The sequence below is a fragment of the Saccharicrinis sp. GN24d3 genome, assembly GCF_052400645.1.
In the GTDB taxonomy this organism is placed as follows: domain Bacteria; phylum Bacteroidota; class Bacteroidia; order Bacteroidales; family Marinilabiliaceae; genus Saccharicrinis.
The window spans coordinates 1-15,481 of sequence record NZ_JBQTGI010000020.1 but is presented as its reverse complement, the minus strand read 5'-3'; the positions used below and the strand labels follow the sequence as shown (position 1 = coordinate 15,481).

General features: G+C 36.9%; 18 protein-coding genes. 16 read left to right on the top strand and 2 right to left on the bottom strand.

Annotated elements, in window-relative coordinates:
• Nucleotides 1-294: 294 nt before the first annotated feature.
• The 7 genes from ACT29I_RS20155 (at nucleotide 295) to ACT29I_RS20125 (ending at nucleotide 5,082) form a co-directional block, all read left to right on the top strand.
• Entirely contained in the window at nucleotides 295-645 is a 351-nt protein-coding gene (locus tag ACT29I_RS20155; RefSeq protein ID WP_430933940.1) for a helix-turn-helix domain-containing protein, read from the top strand.
• A gap of 119 nt (nucleotides 646-764) precedes the next feature.
• Entirely contained in the window at nucleotides 765-1,457 is a 693-nt protein-coding gene (locus ACT29I_RS20150; RefSeq protein ID WP_430933938.1) for a hypothetical protein, read from the top strand.
• A 360-nt stretch (nucleotides 1,458-1,817) separates the two neighbouring features.
• A complete protein-coding gene (locus tag ACT29I_RS20145) occupies nucleotides 1,818-2,276 on the top strand; it encodes a hypothetical protein (protein WP_444794254.1) in 459 nt (152 codons plus the stop codon).
• A 394-nt stretch (nucleotides 2,277-2,670) separates the two neighbouring features.
• Nucleotides 2,671-3,606, top strand: coding sequence for a radical SAM protein (locus tag ACT29I_RS20140; protein ID WP_430933934.1), 936 nt, complete (start codon nucleotides 2,671-2,673; stop codon nucleotides 3,604-3,606).
• A 128-nt stretch (nucleotides 3,607-3,734) separates the two neighbouring features.
• Nucleotides 3,735-4,043 (top strand): cupin domain-containing protein, encoded by a 309-nt coding sequence (locus tag ACT29I_RS20135; protein ID WP_430933933.1) that lies wholly within the window; start codon nucleotides 3,735-3,737, stop codon nucleotides 4,041-4,043.
• Nucleotides 4,044-4,276: 233 nt separating this feature from the next.
• Nucleotides 4,277-4,453 carry a hypothetical protein gene (locus tag ACT29I_RS20130; RefSeq protein ID WP_430933932.1) on the top strand — a complete coding sequence of 59 codons (177 nt, stop codon included), beginning with the start codon at nucleotides 4,277-4,279 and terminating at the stop codon, nucleotides 4,451-4,453.
• Between the two features lie 14 nt (nucleotides 4,454-4,467).
• Complete coding sequence (locus ACT29I_RS20125; RefSeq protein ID WP_430933931.1) at nucleotides 4,468-5,082, top strand: class I SAM-dependent methyltransferase; 615 nt, start codon at nucleotides 4,468-4,470, stop codon at nucleotides 5,080-5,082.
• Between the two features lie 157 nt (nucleotides 5,083-5,239).
• On the opposite strand, the gene ACT29I_RS20120 is transcribed toward ACT29I_RS20125, so the two are convergent.
• Complete coding sequence (locus tag ACT29I_RS20120) at nucleotides 5,240-5,581, bottom strand: NifB/NifX family molybdenum-iron cluster-binding protein (RefSeq protein ID WP_430933930.1); 342 nt, start codon at nucleotides 5,579-5,581, stop codon at nucleotides 5,240-5,242.
• Nucleotides 5,582-5,816: 235 nt separating this feature from the next.
• Entirely contained in the window at nucleotides 5,817-5,987 is a 171-nt protein-coding gene (locus ACT29I_RS20115) for a DUF5320 domain-containing protein (RefSeq protein ID WP_430933929.1), read from the bottom strand.
• A gap of 189 nt (nucleotides 5,988-6,176) precedes the next feature.
• Here ACT29I_RS20115 and ACT29I_RS20110 point away from each other — a divergent pair, with 189 nt between their 5' ends.
• The 9 genes from ACT29I_RS20110 to arsB all read left to right on the top strand — a co-directional run bounded on the left by ACT29I_RS20110 (nucleotide 6,177) and on the right by arsB (nucleotide 15,262).
• Entirely contained in the window at nucleotides 6,177-6,863 is a 687-nt protein-coding gene (locus tag ACT29I_RS20110) for a Crp/Fnr family transcriptional regulator (protein ID WP_430933928.1), read from the top strand.
• A 130-nt stretch (nucleotides 6,864-6,993) separates the two neighbouring features.
• The gene (locus ACT29I_RS20105) at nucleotides 6,994-7,170 is read left to right on the top strand and encodes a hypothetical protein (protein WP_430933926.1); all 177 of its coding nucleotides are present in this window, start codon (nucleotides 6,994-6,996) and stop codon (nucleotides 7,168-7,170) included.
• 647 nt (nucleotides 7,171-7,817) lie between these two features.
• On the top strand, nucleotides 7,818-8,915 hold the full coding sequence (locus ACT29I_RS20100) for an alpha/beta fold hydrolase (protein WP_430933924.1): 1,098 nt from the start codon (nucleotides 7,818-7,820) through the stop codon (nucleotides 8,913-8,915).
• An 807-nt stretch (nucleotides 8,916-9,722) separates the two neighbouring features.
• The gene (locus tag ACT29I_RS20095) at nucleotides 9,723-10,289 is read left to right on the top strand and encodes a pentapeptide repeat-containing protein (protein ID WP_430933923.1); all 567 of its coding nucleotides are present in this window, start codon (nucleotides 9,723-9,725) and stop codon (nucleotides 10,287-10,289) included.
• Nucleotides 10,290-10,337: 48 nt separating this feature from the next.
• On the top strand, nucleotides 10,338-11,981 hold the full coding sequence (locus ACT29I_RS20090) for an ArnT family glycosyltransferase (protein WP_430933922.1): 1,644 nt from the start codon (nucleotides 10,338-10,340) through the stop codon (nucleotides 11,979-11,981).
• 20 nt (nucleotides 11,982-12,001) lie between these two features.
• Nucleotides 12,002-12,937 (top strand): glycosyltransferase family 2 protein, encoded by a 936-nt coding sequence (locus ACT29I_RS20085; protein ID WP_430933921.1) that lies wholly within the window; start codon nucleotides 12,002-12,004, stop codon nucleotides 12,935-12,937.
• A gap of 253 nt (nucleotides 12,938-13,190) precedes the next feature.
• Nucleotides 13,191-13,523 (top strand): ArsR/SmtB family transcription factor, encoded by a 333-nt coding sequence (locus ACT29I_RS20080; RefSeq protein WP_430933920.1) that lies wholly within the window; start codon nucleotides 13,191-13,193, stop codon nucleotides 13,521-13,523.
• A gap of 107 nt (nucleotides 13,524-13,630) precedes the next feature.
• Entirely contained in the window at nucleotides 13,631-14,059 is a 429-nt protein-coding gene (locus ACT29I_RS20075; protein WP_430933919.1) for an arsenate reductase ArsC, read from the top strand.
• 174 nt (nucleotides 14,060-14,233) lie between these two features.
• Nucleotides 14,234-15,262 (top strand): ACR3 family arsenite efflux transporter, encoded by a 1,029-nt coding sequence (gene arsB, locus ACT29I_RS20070; protein WP_444794253.1) that lies wholly within the window; start codon nucleotides 14,234-14,236, stop codon nucleotides 15,260-15,262.
• Nucleotides 15,263-15,481 lie beyond the last annotated feature (219 nt).

The window sequence follows — 15,481 nt, the reverse complement described above, 5'->3', positions numbered from 1 at the left end:
CGGTTAATAGTGTTATGCAAGTGGTATTTAAGGTTTTATAAAAGGTATAAATTAATATACGAGTGGTAAAATATCCGATATGAATAGTTAATCCTTTTATATAAGTGGTTTTTTATAGGGTTTGAAAGGAAAAAGACCGCATAAAAGTGGCACTTTGCAATGTATTGTAAGTTTAGGATTATAAAAAGCGACTTTTCGTATGAGAAGTTCGTAAGCGACTCCAGTAAATGGTAAAAAGGATGTGTCAAAATATAGATCAAGTTATTTACAAACCAATTGATAATAACAGGTACGATGCTACGATATAATTTTAAAAGAGTTTTTAGGGCAAGAGGAATCGAAAAAGTTCATGCATACTTACGTAAAGCAGGCTTTTCGGATAATTTTGCAACCAAAATTAAAAACAACAATGCCAAACGTCTGGAACTTAAAGACGTTGAGCGACTTTGCCTGGCGCTTAGGTGTACCCCCAATGATTTTATGGAATGGACCCCGGAACCCAATACAGAGATATCGGAAAATCACCCGATGAACAACTTGAAAAAACCGAAACATGAGGTTGATTTTGTAAAAACGCTCAACGAGGTGCCGCTGGGTAAACTGGAAGAACTGGACCGTATATTAAAAGAACATTTGAGCAAATAGTAGTTATGCCTTTGCCATCGTTAAAAACATTGGTTAAGGCCGGTAAAAACCATAATACTTAATCCCTGAATAGCGTTGTTCATCTTAATGCTTGATATTTAATCCTCTAAACTGTAGTCATGACAAACATTTTGCATATTATCAAATACAACCTAAAAATTATTTTCGGTAACCGATTTATTTATTTTTTGGGGGCTTCACTTATTTTCTATCTATTGTTCACCGGTATATCCCTATTTTCCGATGAAATGATTAACGTAGAAGATGTTTATTATCAACTGATCTTTCCGGGAATCCTGCTCATGTTTTTTCCGACCGCCTTTGGGATACAAAACGACGAAGACTCCAGGATTCTTGAGATACTTTTCGGCATTCCCAACTATCGATATAAGGTATGGTTGGTACGTTTGTCTATCATTTTTGTCATGGTTTTTATCATCGTTACCATCCTGGCTTTTATCAACAATTATTTATTGGTTGAACTCCCGGTGCTTGAAATGGGTGCACAATTGATTGTGGTACTCGTGTTATTCGGAACGTTGGGATTCCTGTTTAGTACCATCGTAAAAAACGGCAACGGAACTGCAGTGGTTATGGTTATTGTGGGGCTATGCCTTTGGTTTTTACATGGCTTCATAGATGTTTCCAAATGGAATGTGTTTTTGAATCCGTTTTCTACACCCAATAATATCAGTGAGTCACTGTTTCAAACCATGTTGTTCCAAAACAGGCTCATTATTATTTCGGTTTCAATAGCCGCGGTACTCTGGGGATTGATTAATTTGCAAGGTAGAGAGAAGTTTATTAGGTAACCTTAATTTTTCGGGGGTGATTTATCAGATTTGTTATGCGTTTAAAAGCAGGATAGCTCCTGCCTTTATATAAATGAAACCATTCCATGAATAACATTGCAATGCTAATTTGAATTTTAAGGCACATTGCATTACAAAATTAGTAGTAGCTCATAAAAATGAATGAGATATCTTAGGCTTTTTAATAATTTGCACCCTCCTTTCCTCCTTTTAAAAAACCTAAAAATTCAGTAACTTTATTTTACCAAGGGCGATGTGTAAAAGTTCATTGCTCCTGTCATCTGACGTATTCTCGCAAAGACTGCCTGCCGGATAAACGATGTGTTTTCGTACTATTGATAATAAGAAAGGGAGGATCTTATGAAGGCTTATAAACAAACGTTCGAAATTATTGATTATGCCCGGTTGTTTCATAAGAAATTGAATGATTTTTATGAGCAACTACATGAAAAATCTGAAAAACAAAGGGTGAAAATGTTGCTTGAGTACTTGAGTAAACATGAAAAACATCGTGAAGAGACACTCGCCAATTACGAGAAAGAAGCATCGGAAAAAGTAATGGATACCTGGTTCAAATATGTTCCTGAAAACATCTCGTCAGAGTGTCTGGAAAAAATGGTGATTAAACCTGATATGTCCGTTGACGAAGTAGTGGATAGTGCGCTGTTGATGAACAATTGTCTTATCAAATTATACAAAGGTTTAATAGAGGAGACAAAAATTGATGAAGTCAAAGAGGTATTTATTAGTTTATTAAAAAGAATCGAAAAGGAAGAGAGGGATCTTGTGCGGGATGCTACGAGGCTTAAGGACATATAGTTTTTTAAGGTTTCAATATGGAGTAGTTGCAGAAAAGTCTTTGAAGAATCGGGAAGTAAAAACATTCCCGAATCAATTGTTTGTCCCAACATGTTTTTGTAATAAATAACCAAACAAGAGATTAGTGTCGGTCAACAAGGAGGAACATACCATGTTAACAGAAGAGCCCCAACAAAACTATTCATTTGGAGGTAAGGATATGCGCAGATAAAGGAAAACCTTTTATCCTTGAAAACAAGGAAGCAGATATATCTATTGCGATTTTTAAAATTGTACTGGAAATTGAAAAAACATTACATGTGGAACAACAATGCTTATAGCCAGTGTCAAGTCATATCTGCGGGGACAGGCGGGATACGACACCATTTTTATAGTACGATAAAAAGATATCATAATGTATAAATTTCTATTCGGTCCGGTACCTTCACGGCGGCTTGGAATGTCCCTGGGGGTAGATTTAGTGCCTAAAAAAGTTTGCTCCCTCAACTGTGTTTATTGCGAGGTGGGGCGCACCACGCTATTAACAACCGAAAGAAAAGAATACATTCTCTATGATAAAGTCACCAGTGAGTTAGAACATTATTTTGCCAACAACCCCGATCCCGATTATATTACTTTCTCGGGTTCTGGTGAGCCAACCCTCAACACAAAAATAGGGGAGGTATTACAATTTGTTAAACAGATAAAAAAAGATGTTCCGGTTGCAGTTTTAACCAATGGTACATTGTTTTACAATAAAAAGGTTCGTCATGAATTAATGGGTGCAAACGTTGTACTTCCATCGCTTGATGCGGCAACAGAAACTACATTCCGGAAAATAAACCGTCCGGCAACACAGCTGACAGTTGATAAATATATTCCGGGATTAATTGATTTTAGGAACGAGTTCAAAGGAACCATCTGGCTTGAGGTAATGATCATACCGGGATATAACGACGGTATGGATAACCTAAATTCAATAAAGGACGCCATATTAAAAATTAAACCGGACAAGATTCAGTTAAATACACTCGACAGACCGGGTATTGTACATGGATTACGGGCAGCTAGGTGGGATGAACTGCAAAAAATTATCGAATTATGGGGACTGGATAATGTTGAAATTATTGCACCGATACCTGAACGAAAAGACATGACATCTTATCGTAAAGATATTGAAAGCACCATTGTAGAAACCATATCCAGGAGGTCCTGTACGCTTGACGATCTTCATAAAATTCTGGGAATCCATCATAATGAGATTAACAAATATTTGGGTGTGCTGGAAGGGGAAGGTAAAGTTAAAACTATTAGAGCAGATAGAGGATGGTTTTATGCGATTGATTTTTGAACCCAAAAATAACAAATTAATGTGGCCAGCTATAATTATATCAGGATTGATATATAATTATTTGAGGTGTAGGCAATGGTTAAACAAATATGGAGGAAATTAAAATGTTAGAAATTAAAATGAATGAAATGAGAGATTTATTCGACGACCGAAACTGGCAAGACGTAGAAGGATATGCCGAAGGTACAAAAGAAAAAGTGTTGCGCGATGATGAATTTGCAAAAACGATTTTACTCAAGCTTCCCAAAGGCTTCCATGTAGATCGTCATTCGCATGCCACCTGCGAGCAATTTTTAGTACTCAAAGGCGAATATATCAGCAAGGATAAAAAATATCCGGCAGGATCCTATGAAATGTTCAAAGCACATGAAAAGCATGGTCCTTTCGAATCGAAGGATGATACTTTAATCCTTTTTATCTGGGATCCTAAAAGTTGATTATACATTTTAGCCGATAAAGGTTCTTCACACCTTTTCGAGGATGAGCGCTCGAACTAATACAACCTAATTCGAACGTTGGATTTTTAATTCATAAGTTAAATCGGGTAGTTGTTCTCTATGATTTAATCAATTACGGGCGATGAATTCATACAAGTAACTATCGGAAATAATAGTCAGTGTTATACTAATTCACCAACTGAGCGGATGATATAGTCAGTAAAAAAAATGTCATGAAAAACAGAAAAAACAGCGGACCCCAGAAAGATGCGTTAAGGGGAAACCTGAAAATAGAAGGCGGGCAAATTCCATTATCCAAAGCAAATCATCTTAACCAAAAAAGCAAAAAAAATAGTGTTTCAGCCCAGGATGGAAATCTATTTATTGTTCCATGGCAACGGTATACATAAAATAAAAACACTTAATGATGAACACCCGTAAACGTAAAGAATCGGTGCGGGTAACAAAGGAGAAGAAAGTTTTCAATGTATTATACGATAACGGGAAAATTCGGAAATATAAACCCTGGCTTGGCGATATGTTTTCATTCCTGTACAACATGATCATGGACAAATCTGTTTTCCCCAATAAGTTTAATGGCTCTATTCAAAAGCACTTCGAGATTTTAAAAGGTGAATTTCAAGACATTCACCATCAAAAAATATTGGATATTGCAGCCGGTAGTGGGAATGCCGTAGAATTTCTGCGCAATGATAACTCATATATCGGCACTGATATCAGTTCGGGGCTTCTTGGTATGGCAGCAAAAAAATTCAATCATAGTGTGTTTGAAAATGCTGAATTCTATGTTACTGATGCCAACAATATGCCATTCGGCAACAATTTTTTTGATTTAAGCTTGTGTCACCTGACATTAAACTTTTTTACCAATATCGACAATTTTATACTAGAATTAAAAAGAGTGCTAAAGCCGGGAGGAATATTCTTTAGCGGCACACCAACACCAGAGAAGAAAAAAACTGACGTAAAAATCGGTGGGACACTTTATGCTGAGGATGAGCTAAAAGAAATGTTTTAGCAAAAAAAAAATTAGGTTCCAGAGTTTACCTTATGAGAATGGAGCATTGTTGTATTTTAAAGCCCATTAAACCTCCCAAAATAAGCCTGTTGCTCCGGTAACTAACGCAACATATTCGCAACTTTTACGGCCACAAATCCTTGTATATGCGCCTGCCTTAAGGGTGACAAGTATTATCACTGGTTTCAAGGGTCCCGTTAAGTAATTCCAATACCAACTCTTTAGGTGGTTTAATGGTCACCCCCACAAATACATTTATCTTTTTCTGATTGAACAAGGCTATTACTTTTTGGCCCATACTGCAGGCAATCACGTCGGTTACTCCCATATTAGCCAGCCAGCCGGGGTATTGGCCTGATTCGTGGCAAGGAGGTGACAAAACTTCCTCCCCGGATACCGAATTTTTCTTTACCTTATAGATATTAAACTGTTGCGTGTGCCCGAAATGGTTGCTTAATTGCCCGTTATCAACCGGGATAGCAATCTTTGACGTATTCATGTTTTTTTATTTAAAGAGAATGTCCAAAATTGACAATTATAAAATTTGAAACTTACGATTTACAAGATGTCTTCCATTTTACCCCTCCAAAGCTCTCCGGCAGCTTCCGGAAGTCTTAAAGTCCCCTTCAGGGGAGATAGGGGTTAGATACAAGAAACAAACTCCCAAATTGTAAGAATCTTAAAATCCCATTATCGTTTTGGGCATCCTCCTATCGTTCAACCTACTATGCGTTTCAGCTCCGACCTTGTCTCCATCTGTTGCGTCTTGCCCGTCCAAGCCGATGAGCGGATCCCCTTCTTTGAAATCTGTCCTGGTTCCCGGATTCTTGAGGATTACAGTTGCCTAATCCTCTGCCAGTTCTGGCTCCCTTACCTTCCGGACCTGTTCCATTTCTGTTTGGCATATCGACCTCCTTTTTAGTTGTTAATTCCTCAATATCAAAGTTACCTGATAATACGTCTAAAAATTTGAAATAGCCATCTTAGTCATTAACGTATCAACTAAGATAGCTCACAAAAATAAATGAGTTATCTAACCTGTTCGGAATTGGGATTTTTATCCTAAATTTATAATGTAATAGAACTAGGCGATTATGAGTTTAACCAGCACATGCATTGATTGTAAGATAGGTTCGAAATGCTTCAGGAAATTAATTCCGTCCGAATTAGAATTTATTAATCAAAAGAAAACACAAATTACCTATAGAAAAGGTGAGAACCTTTGTAAACAGGGAGCTTTTGCTTCTTATGTTTTATATGTTTCCAACGGCCTGGTAAAACTTTATCTGGAAAACAAGAATAATAAATTTACCAACATCAAAATACTTAAAGCGTCCGATTTTATTGCTATAGAATCTATATACGGTGACAATATTTATTTTTATTCGGCCGTTGCCCTTCAAGAAACTGATGTATGCCTTATTGATAAAAATGCCATTAGAAAACTGCTGGAGAACAACGCAAGTTTTGCTTCTGAAATGATAAAACGGTATTGCAGACAGGAAAAACTATGTTTTAATATTATACAAAGTATCGGTTACAAACAGATGCCAGGAAGGCTTGCGGATACCTTGTTATATTTGACCGCAGACAGATTTAACAACGAAAACGTGTTCAAATTTATTACAAGAAAAGATATAGCTGATTTCGCTTGTATCTCAAAAGAAAGTACCATTAAATTGTTGACTGAATTTAAAAATGAAGGAATTATCGATATTGACGGAAAAAATATTGAAATACTAAAACCAGATATCCTAAGGAAAATTAGCAAACTGGGATAAATAGTTCCCTTAGCTCATGAAAATAAATGAGATATCTTAGATAATTTGCTGTGATATAATCTTTTTCATTCAATTAAAAACGATCAAATTTTTGTATCTTAATGATGGTCAATCAGCAAATTCTACAAAGATGAAAGAAAAAAAGAATTCATTTTGGATGATAACACCGGCCATTCTTACTGCAATAGCTGCCCTCATTAAATCAATTACCGGACTCTATGTTGCGCTAAACAGGTCTGATGATAATTCATCTTCTAAACCATTGGAGCTACCCAACAATGCGGTAAAATCCATGGAGGATGAGTAGTTGGCCTATTAAAAAAATATCTCCCTGGGATATGCTATTTTAAAAATTAGGTATGATACTAATTATATTCTTGGACCATCCGCCTTAAAAAACAAGTAGTATTTGTAATTGTAACTCTGCAAAATATATTCGAAAACTGACAGGTTTATCTATGTTTGAGTTGTATGTAAGGCTGAAATTAGTCTATTTTTTGAGATACAAGATTTTTTATAAACCATAAATAAGCAGAAAAAATGACTAAAAAGAAGACGGACTATTTGACCCTAATTATAGGGCAGAGTTTTATGCTGATTGGGTTTACGACTTTTATAATCAATTATTTTATTCTGGATAATAATACTTTATTAGTTATTGCAATCATTCTACTCTTTATTTTATCCATGATCTTTAATCTGAAATATCTCATAAGTAAAATAAAAGAGACAAAAGAATGATCACTAAATAAAAACCTGGCGCCTTTGCCGGAAGGTATAAGATGATTAATTTAGAAGGAATATAACCTGTAATGCGCTGAATTAAAGCGATATTGAACAAAGTCTAGTATTCAATAAGGTATATAAGCCATTAAAACGTTTCTTAAACGAAACCGGTGGTAATAATTTTTGAAAAACGACCACAAATTGTCTTTAAATAATTGAATGTATATCATGAAAATAAAAATCTTCTTTATTGTATTTATTACAGGAGCTATTTTTTTAGCCTACTCTTGCCAAAATGAATCTCCAATTAAAATTATTGATCAGGAGATAATGGTTGATGTCCCCGAATCAGCAGTCTATGTCCGAGTGCGTGGAAATGCAAACAAACCATTAATCATTAATTTACATGGTGGCCCTGGCGGATATTCCGGGATAGACATAAAGTTGATGGGACCGGGACTGGAAGATAAATTTCTGGTGGCATACCTTGACCAACGTGGATGCGGAAAATCTTTGGCATGTTCAGACACAATATTACTTACAGTAGCGCAGTATCTTGAAGATTTAGATATTGTAATCGATACCCTGCGCGCCAGATACCAGAAAGATAGATTAAATATCATGGGAACCTCATGGGGTGGAATGTATGGTTTCTTGTACTTGTTAAAAGACCAGACTAAAGTGCATGCTTATGCGTGTATTGACGGAAAAGTGAACAGCCAATATCAAAACCAATCACTTATTAATTTTGAAACAAATAGAGCAAAAGAGATGCTTCAAACCAAAATTTCTGAAGAACAAAAAGCTGAATTGGAGCATATTGTCGCAGAACTGAAACGAATTAAAAGCAGTAATTTTGCACACTTCCATACCGATGTAAACTGGATGAAACATGAAGTGCCTCCAAAACTTGGATTCAACGCTTATTTTGCCGATACTTCCAAGGTTATTTCATTTAAAGATGTAGTTCAAGATACTGCCTTAATGAAATTGATGAAATATACAGCCAAGGAATATGCAGAAGTTGGAGATAAAGCAGAAATCGTAAATGCTGCTTTCCGAAACACACCTTCGTACAACAACATCAATATTGAACCGGAATTAAGGCAGATAAAAACTCCCACAATTGTTATTCAGGGCGAACAAGACTATGTGGTTGGTACAGGGCACGCTGAATTAATTTACAATGCATTATCTGGTTTGTCCAAGGACGAAAAAGAATTGCACATTATTCCCGGCGTTGGACATTGCCCCGCTATTGAAAGCCCCCAACTATTGTGTGATATCTTAGTTGATTTTTTTGAAAAGGAAAGTTTGAAAAAATAAGAAATAAAAGCACGAATCGCTAACCATATAGGATAGATATTAAAGCCCAGCGGAGCACAAAAAAAACAACAGGGAGAAAAGTCCCTGCTGCCGTTTTTTTTTGCTGAATCTTCAAGACCAGCGCTCAATTGGGTTTTAATTTGTGTTGGGCTAAATCCCTTTATTATAGCCTTTTAATTAAAGAGGTTTAATATTCTGCTTTCTGTTCGGTAAGGGCATCTCGCGCCTGGCTGTGTTATTCTCAAACCTCTTTTTAGTTCTTCATTATCTTCCTTATTTTCATTGACAATCGGGTGTATTTTTTCCGTTCAGGCTATTTGTGGATCACATTGGAGAAAAGGGAATGCGAGGGCGCGTAATATCCCATCTTCACGTTGCCCTTCGGTTAGTTGGGCCTGGAAATCGTTACGTAGTTCTTCGATACTGGTTTGTTCAGGCTCTTTTTCGACGAAGCTGGCATAATCATTATTGTGCCACCAGTAACGTTCCCGTATGCGCTCACTTATATTGCGAAGGATGGCCTTCTGATCGAATGTTTTTTTAAATTTGTCATTATTGTAAACTGTTAATGGAACATGTAAGCTATTAAGGTAGTCGAATGGAGTGACTTTTGGCCACCGAGCGAAGTGAGGTTTAGTTCAATAATGTGTATAATTTATAAGGTTTCTAGAGGTTTTCAAGTGCTATCACCCGCCTCAATCTTGGGCGGTAACTGGATGGGTTTGAGGTCCGAAATCCCTGACGAAATCATACACTCAACCTTTTGCAAAAAACAACAGAGGTATTCATCATAAAAATCAGAATAAGGTGTCTAACAGCTATCAAGTTAGTAAAGAATTTAAAGATATGATCATGATTGATTTGCCTTTGGGCGAATACGACGATTGTATATTTCGTAACTGCAATTTCTCCGAGGGTGATTTGTCGGGTTACATATTTTCAGAATGTGAATTTATTGAATGTGACCTAAGCAATATGAAGCTGACCGATTGTGCTTTCAGGGATGTACACTTTAAAAGCTGTAAAATGATCGGTCTGCAGTTTGATGATTGCAATACCTTTTCGTTATCGTTCCGGTTTAGCGAATGTATATTGGATTATTCCTCGTTTTATAAGCTAAAGCTAAAAAAGACTGGTTTTGATACCTGTAGGATGACCGAGGTAGATTTTTCTGGAACAGTGCTTACCGGTTCATCATTTCATAACTGCGATTTAAGCGGAGCGATATTCCAGCGGAGCAACCTGGAAAAAGCGGATTTTAGGACTGCGACTAATTTCTCCATTAATCCCGAACAAAATTCAATCCGCAATGCAAGGTTTTCAGTACCCGGATTAGTTGGTTTATTGCATAAATACCATATTGTTGTGGATTAAAGTAATATATTTGCCGACGATTTTAACGCATTATAGTTGACACTTAATATGAACAATAAAAAGGTTGGAGCGGGATTGTTTATCGCCGCCCTGATTGTTTATGTAATTGGCTTATTTCCGGAAGTTGGTATCGATTCGGGAAAGTATGCCGCCATAAGCCGAATCATGTTTGAGCGCGGAGATTGGATGACTCCACAAATACACGGTCATCCATATTTGCACAAACCTCATTTTTTCTTTTGGCTGAGCACTGCTTCATTTCATTTGTTTGGGATATCTTTATTTGCTTTTAAGCTACCCACTTTATTGTTTTCGATAGCAAGTGTTATCGCGCTTTACAGAATGGCTAAACTGTATTATGGCGAACAAACAGGATTGCTGGCTGCCTTAATGTATGCCACATCCGAAATGATGTTTCTGTACCATAACGACTTACATACGGATGCCCTGTTGACGGCTAATGTTGTGCTAGGCGTATCTTTCCTGGCTTTCTTTCTTCATCATAAAAGTGCTATCAATTTTATTTTAGGTTTTGTGTTTATTGGTTTTGCCATGATAACCAAGGGACCTGTTGGATTAGCAGTGGCTGTTTTTGCTGTTGGCGGACATTTATTGTTGAAAAAAGACTGGAAAAACATTTTTAATCCGGTTTGGTTGTTGGCGTTTCCAATATTAGGGTTGGTTCTGTTTCCCACGTTAAAGGCCAATTACGATAATTTTGGCTGGGAAGGGATCGAATTCTTTTTTTGGTCGAATAATGTAGGTAGAATTCAAGGTGCCTACAACAAAGGAGGTGCAGTGGATGGAGATATCTCTTTTTATCTGCATACCATGATTTACATTTATTTGCCATGGTCTTTGTTCACACTGATTACCATCGGGAATCATATCAAAGGTATGTTTGTAAAAAAGGGAAGCGAAAGATTTAAGCGACCCGAGTATATGACTTATGCAGTGGTTATAATTTATACCTTAATATTGTCCGTGGCGAGTCAGAAGGCACCTCATTATTTATATCCGGTTACGCCGTTTTTATCGGTAATTGTAGCCCAATTTCTTTACCAGGGAATAGTGGAAAGCAAAAACCATATGTTAGGCAAGTGGTTGCTGGGAGCACGTAATGTAATGCTGGCCATTATCACTGCGGCATTGGTTTTTATACTCACCTATGTTTTTAAAACCGGAAACTTGACAATTTGGATTCCGGTGATCGTTGGGATGGCAGTTGCTATTTATTTTGTATTGCCCAGGCATGAATTGTATCAAAAAATCATTGTTCCATTAGCCATTTCCTCCATTGTATTAAATTTTGTTTTAAATGCACATTTTATACCCAGCGCGTTTCAATATCATGGCGGTATCAGGGCTAGCGATGCATACAGCCAATTGGCTAATGCGCAAGAAGATTTATATACCTATAAGTTTCGTCAGTTCGAAACTTATTTTTACCCCTCAAAAATTTCTTCCTGGTACCAGGAAAAAGAAGATTTCGAAAAAGTGATGAATAACGCCAACTATTGGGTGGTAACCAACGAGGAAGGTTATAAGGATATCAAGGAGATGATGCCGTCCAGGATAGGTTTTGAAAAAGCTTTTCCACATCGATTAATATCAAGGATGTCCGGTGAGTTTTTAAATCCTGTCACACGCGAAAAGTCCTTAAAAAAAGTATATTTGCTGAAAATAGAATAAGTTTTTTAAAAAAACATAACATGAAGATTTCTGTAGTTATTCCGGTTTATAATGAGCAGGGTAACATTACGCCGTTAGTAAATCAAGTGTACGAAGCACTGAACCCTTCAAAATACGATTTTGAAACGATACTGATTAATGATGGTTCAAAAGACAAAACCGTTGAAGAAATTAAACAGCAAAAAGGTAAAAATGTTGTTTTAATCGACTTGAGAAAAAACTTTGGCCAATGTCCTGCCTTAAAGGCCGGTATTGATTATGCTACAGGAGATATCATTGCTACATTAGACGGCGATTTGCAAAACGACCCTGCCGATTTAATCAAGATGATGGAGGTGATGGAAAAAACGGGATGCGATGTTGTCACCGGAATCAGGGCACAACGCAAAGATGATATGTTTCTGAGAAAAATACCTTCGAAGATTGCAAATTCGCTGGTGCGAAAAGTGTCCGATACACCTATCATTGATAATGGATGTGCCATAAAGGTTTTTAGAAGTGATATTGCAAAGGATATCCCGCTATACGGCGAAATGCATCGTTTTATTGCCATCCTTGCCATTAATGAAGGTGCAAAAGTTGAACAGATTCCGGTAAATCACAGGGCTCGTGTTGCAGGGGAATCAAAATATGGGCTTTCGCGTACTTTTAAGGTAATCAGCGATTTGATTTTAATGCGATTTACCAATAAATACTCCCAAAAACCAATGCACTTTCTGGGGCCTATTGGTGCAGGTAGTTTTGCTATTGGAGTTGTTCTGATGGCTTACTTATTGGTAGTGAAATTAATGGGGGAGGATATTTGGGGACGTCCTTTGATTTTTGCTGCAATTGTATTCCTGCTTGGCGGTTTTCAGCTGATTATGACAGGTATTACCTTGGATCTGTTAATGCGAACCAACCACGAATCACAGCAAAAGAAAATTTATAAAGTTCGTAATAGCGAACAGATATAGTATTTGATTTACAAAAAGGATAGAATCGCTACAGGCGATGCTATCCTTAACCTATTTAGTTTTCTTCACAAAAAGTTCAGTCATACATTGTTATAAGTTAGTAAAATGCCGTAGTAGCAATCTCTTGCTATGTACTACTGGTTTTTAGATTTGAATAAAGAAAATTAAAATTTTACCTTTTTAACATTAAATTAATGTCGTATTTATACGTCATGTTAAAATATGACGTATATTTGCGTCAAACAAATGGGTTATGGTACAAGCAAAATCGGAATTATTCGAAAAAAGCCTGACGGAAAGTGCGAACCTTTTCAAGGCGCTCTCGCATCCTGCCAGGTTGCAAATCCTTATATTCATCGCTGAATCAGAATCATGTATTACAGGTGACATATCGGATGAGTTGCCCCTGGGGCGAACAACCGTGAATCAGCATATTAAGGAATTAAAAGAAGTGGGGTTGATTGAAGGTGAGATTGCAGGGGTAAAAACAAAGTATTGTTTAAATGTGAAAAAGATCGATGAATTAAAGCTTACTTCGCTTGCTTTCTTTGATCAGCTAAACACAAAAAATTATAAATGTAAATAATCATATAAACTTTGGAAAATGATATAGGAATAACAAAAAGCAGTCAAACAAACGCTTTTCCTTTGTGTCCCTGTGTTCATTTTTCCTGATTCAAATGACTTACAACAATGAAGGTATTAATTTTATGTACAGGTAACAGCTGTCGCAGTCAGATGGCTCATGGATTTTTACAATCTTTTGACGAGAGAATCACGGTTCGTTCAGCGGGAACCGAAGCTTCGGGTAAACTTAACCAAAAAGCGGTTAAGGCCATGAAAGAGATTGGTTTGGATATCAGCGGTCATAGTTCAGATTCGGTAAACGATTATTTGGACGAAGAATGGGATTATGTCGTAACGGTTTGCGGCGGAGCAAATGAAGCCTGCCCCGCATTTATGGGCAAAGTAAAAAATCGTTTGCACATTGGGTTTGACGATCCGTCGCACGCAGAAGGAACAGAGGAGTTTATCTGGAGTGAATTTATCCGTGTTAGGGACGAGATTAAAGAAGGATTTCATAAGTTATATACTGAGAAAATCGAACCTCAATTAAATTAAGACTTCACCTTGAGGGTGTTCGGAATTTAATTTATGAAAATGATAAACTTACGAATTGTAAACGCCAAACGAATGGATGGGGATTTATTGCCTTCCAACTTACAATCCGTAAGTTTCACTGTTAACATAAATTAATTTTGAGACGGCCCCTTCATTACTTCAAATATTTGACTTATGGCTGAAAGTAAAGCTGGGATAGGATTTTTCGAAAAATACCTGTCCCTTTGGGTTGCCTTGTGCATTGGTGCAGGTATTCTTATTGGTAATTTTGCCGGGGACAGCGTGCAGGTATTAAGCTCGTTAGAGGTATTTAAAGTTAATATCCCTGTCGCTATTTTAGTGTGGTTGATGATTTATCCTATGATGTTACAGATTGATTTCTCCAGCATAAAAAACGTAGGAAAGCGCCCAAAAGGCTTAATATTAACCCTTGTTGTAAACTGGTTGATAAAACCCTTTACCATGGCCTTTTTTGCATGGATTTTCTTTTCGAAAATTTATGCGGCTTATATTTCGCCCGAACTTGCAGGAGAATATATTGCAGGCGCCATTTTGTTAGGAGCAGCTCCTTGTACGGCAATGGTTTTCGTTTGGAGTTATTTAACCAATGGAGATCCAAATTATACCTTGGTTCAGGTAGCTGTAAACGACTTAATAATATTGGTTGCATTTGTACCTATTGTAGGATTATTGTTGGGAATGACAAATGTACAAGTCCCTTATGATACCTTGGTAGCAAGTGTGTTAATATTTGTGGTTATTCCGCTGTTGGCAGGATATATCACCAATAAACAGTTAATAAAGAGAAGGGGAGAAAAATGGTTTACAGAATCATTTCTACCTAAGTTTAAGCCTGTTTCCATTATAGCATTGTTGCTAACATTGGTATTGTTATTTGCGTTTCAGGGAAATACCATCAGTGAAAACCCATTGATAATTCTATTGGTCGCAGTGCCATTGGTCATTCAAACTTACTTTATCTTTTTTATTGCCTGGCTTGGCGGTAAAAAACTTAAATTACCACATGCGGTATGTTCACCGGCAGCTATGATTGGTGCAAGCAATTTCTTTGAGTTGGCTGTGGCCGTTGCAATTGCATTGTTTGGATTGCAATCACCTGCCGCTTTGGTAACGGTTGTCGGGGTTTTGGTAGAAGTTCCGGTAATGTTGTCGCTGGTGGCAATTGCCAATAAATGGAAGTAAACGTTTACGTGGTTTAACCCGGATTATGTATTAGAGGTATGTAATGCGTATTTAAAATACGATAAAACAAGGAGTTGCTGAAACGAGGCATAACTTTTCCCGATTACTTTCAAAGAATTTATCGTGGGTAAAAAAATTACATTAAAATTTCATCGCACTTGATGTTGCGGGGATTTATATTTGCATGTGTAATGTTTTATATGGCGGTATATAATTCAA

What these genes read in the sequence shown, in the direction of transcription:
- ACT29I_RS20155 (WP_430933940.1), top strand. Translation starts at nt 295, where the DNA reads ATGCTACGATATAATTTTAAAAGAGTTTTTAGGGCAAGAGGAATCGAA.
- ACT29I_RS20150 (WP_430933938.1), top strand. Translation starts at nt 765, where the DNA reads ATGACAAACATTTTGCATATTATCAAATACAACCTAAAAATTATTTTC.
- ACT29I_RS20145 (WP_444794254.1), top strand. Translation starts at nt 1,818, where the DNA reads ATGAAGGCTTATAAACAAACGTTCGAAATTATTGATTATGCCCGGTTG.
- ACT29I_RS20140 (WP_430933934.1), top strand. Translation starts at nt 2,671, where the DNA reads ATGTATAAATTTCTATTCGGTCCGGTACCTTCACGGCGGCTTGGAATG.
- ACT29I_RS20135 (WP_430933933.1), top strand. Translation starts at nt 3,735, where the DNA reads ATGAGAGATTTATTCGACGACCGAAACTGGCAAGACGTAGAAGGATAT.
- ACT29I_RS20130 (WP_430933932.1), top strand. Translation starts at nt 4,277, where the DNA reads ATGAAAAACAGAAAAAACAGCGGACCCCAGAAAGATGCGTTAAGGGGA.
- ACT29I_RS20125 (WP_430933931.1), top strand. Translation starts at nt 4,468, where the DNA reads ATGATGAACACCCGTAAACGTAAAGAATCGGTGCGGGTAACAAAGGAG.
- ACT29I_RS20120 (WP_430933930.1), bottom strand. Translation starts at nt 5,581, where the DNA reads ATGAATACGTCAAAGATTGCTATCCCGGTTGATAACGGGCAATTAAGC.
- ACT29I_RS20115 (WP_430933929.1), bottom strand. Translation starts at nt 5,987, where the DNA reads ATGCCAAACAGAAATGGAACAGGTCCGGAAGGTAAGGGAGCCAGAACT.
- ACT29I_RS20110 (WP_430933928.1), top strand. Translation starts at nt 6,177, where the DNA reads ATGAGTTTAACCAGCACATGCATTGATTGTAAGATAGGTTCGAAATGC.
- ACT29I_RS20105 (WP_430933926.1), top strand. Translation starts at nt 6,994, where the DNA reads ATGAAAGAAAAAAAGAATTCATTTTGGATGATAACACCGGCCATTCTT.
- ACT29I_RS20100 (WP_430933924.1), top strand. Translation starts at nt 7,818, where the DNA reads ATGAAAATAAAAATCTTCTTTATTGTATTTATTACAGGAGCTATTTTT.
- ACT29I_RS20090 (WP_430933922.1), top strand. Translation starts at nt 10,338, where the DNA reads ATGAACAATAAAAAGGTTGGAGCGGGATTGTTTATCGCCGCCCTGATT.
- ACT29I_RS20085 (WP_430933921.1), top strand. Translation starts at nt 12,002, where the DNA reads ATGAAGATTTCTGTAGTTATTCCGGTTTATAATGAGCAGGGTAACATT.
- ACT29I_RS20080 (WP_430933920.1), top strand. Translation starts at nt 13,191, where the DNA reads ATGGTACAAGCAAAATCGGAATTATTCGAAAAAAGCCTGACGGAAAGT.
- ACT29I_RS20075 (WP_430933919.1), top strand. Translation starts at nt 13,631, where the DNA reads ATGAAGGTATTAATTTTATGTACAGGTAACAGCTGTCGCAGTCAGATG.
- arsB (WP_444794253.1), top strand. Translation starts at nt 14,234, where the DNA reads ATGGCTGAAAGTAAAGCTGGGATAGGATTTTTCGAAAAATACCTGTCC.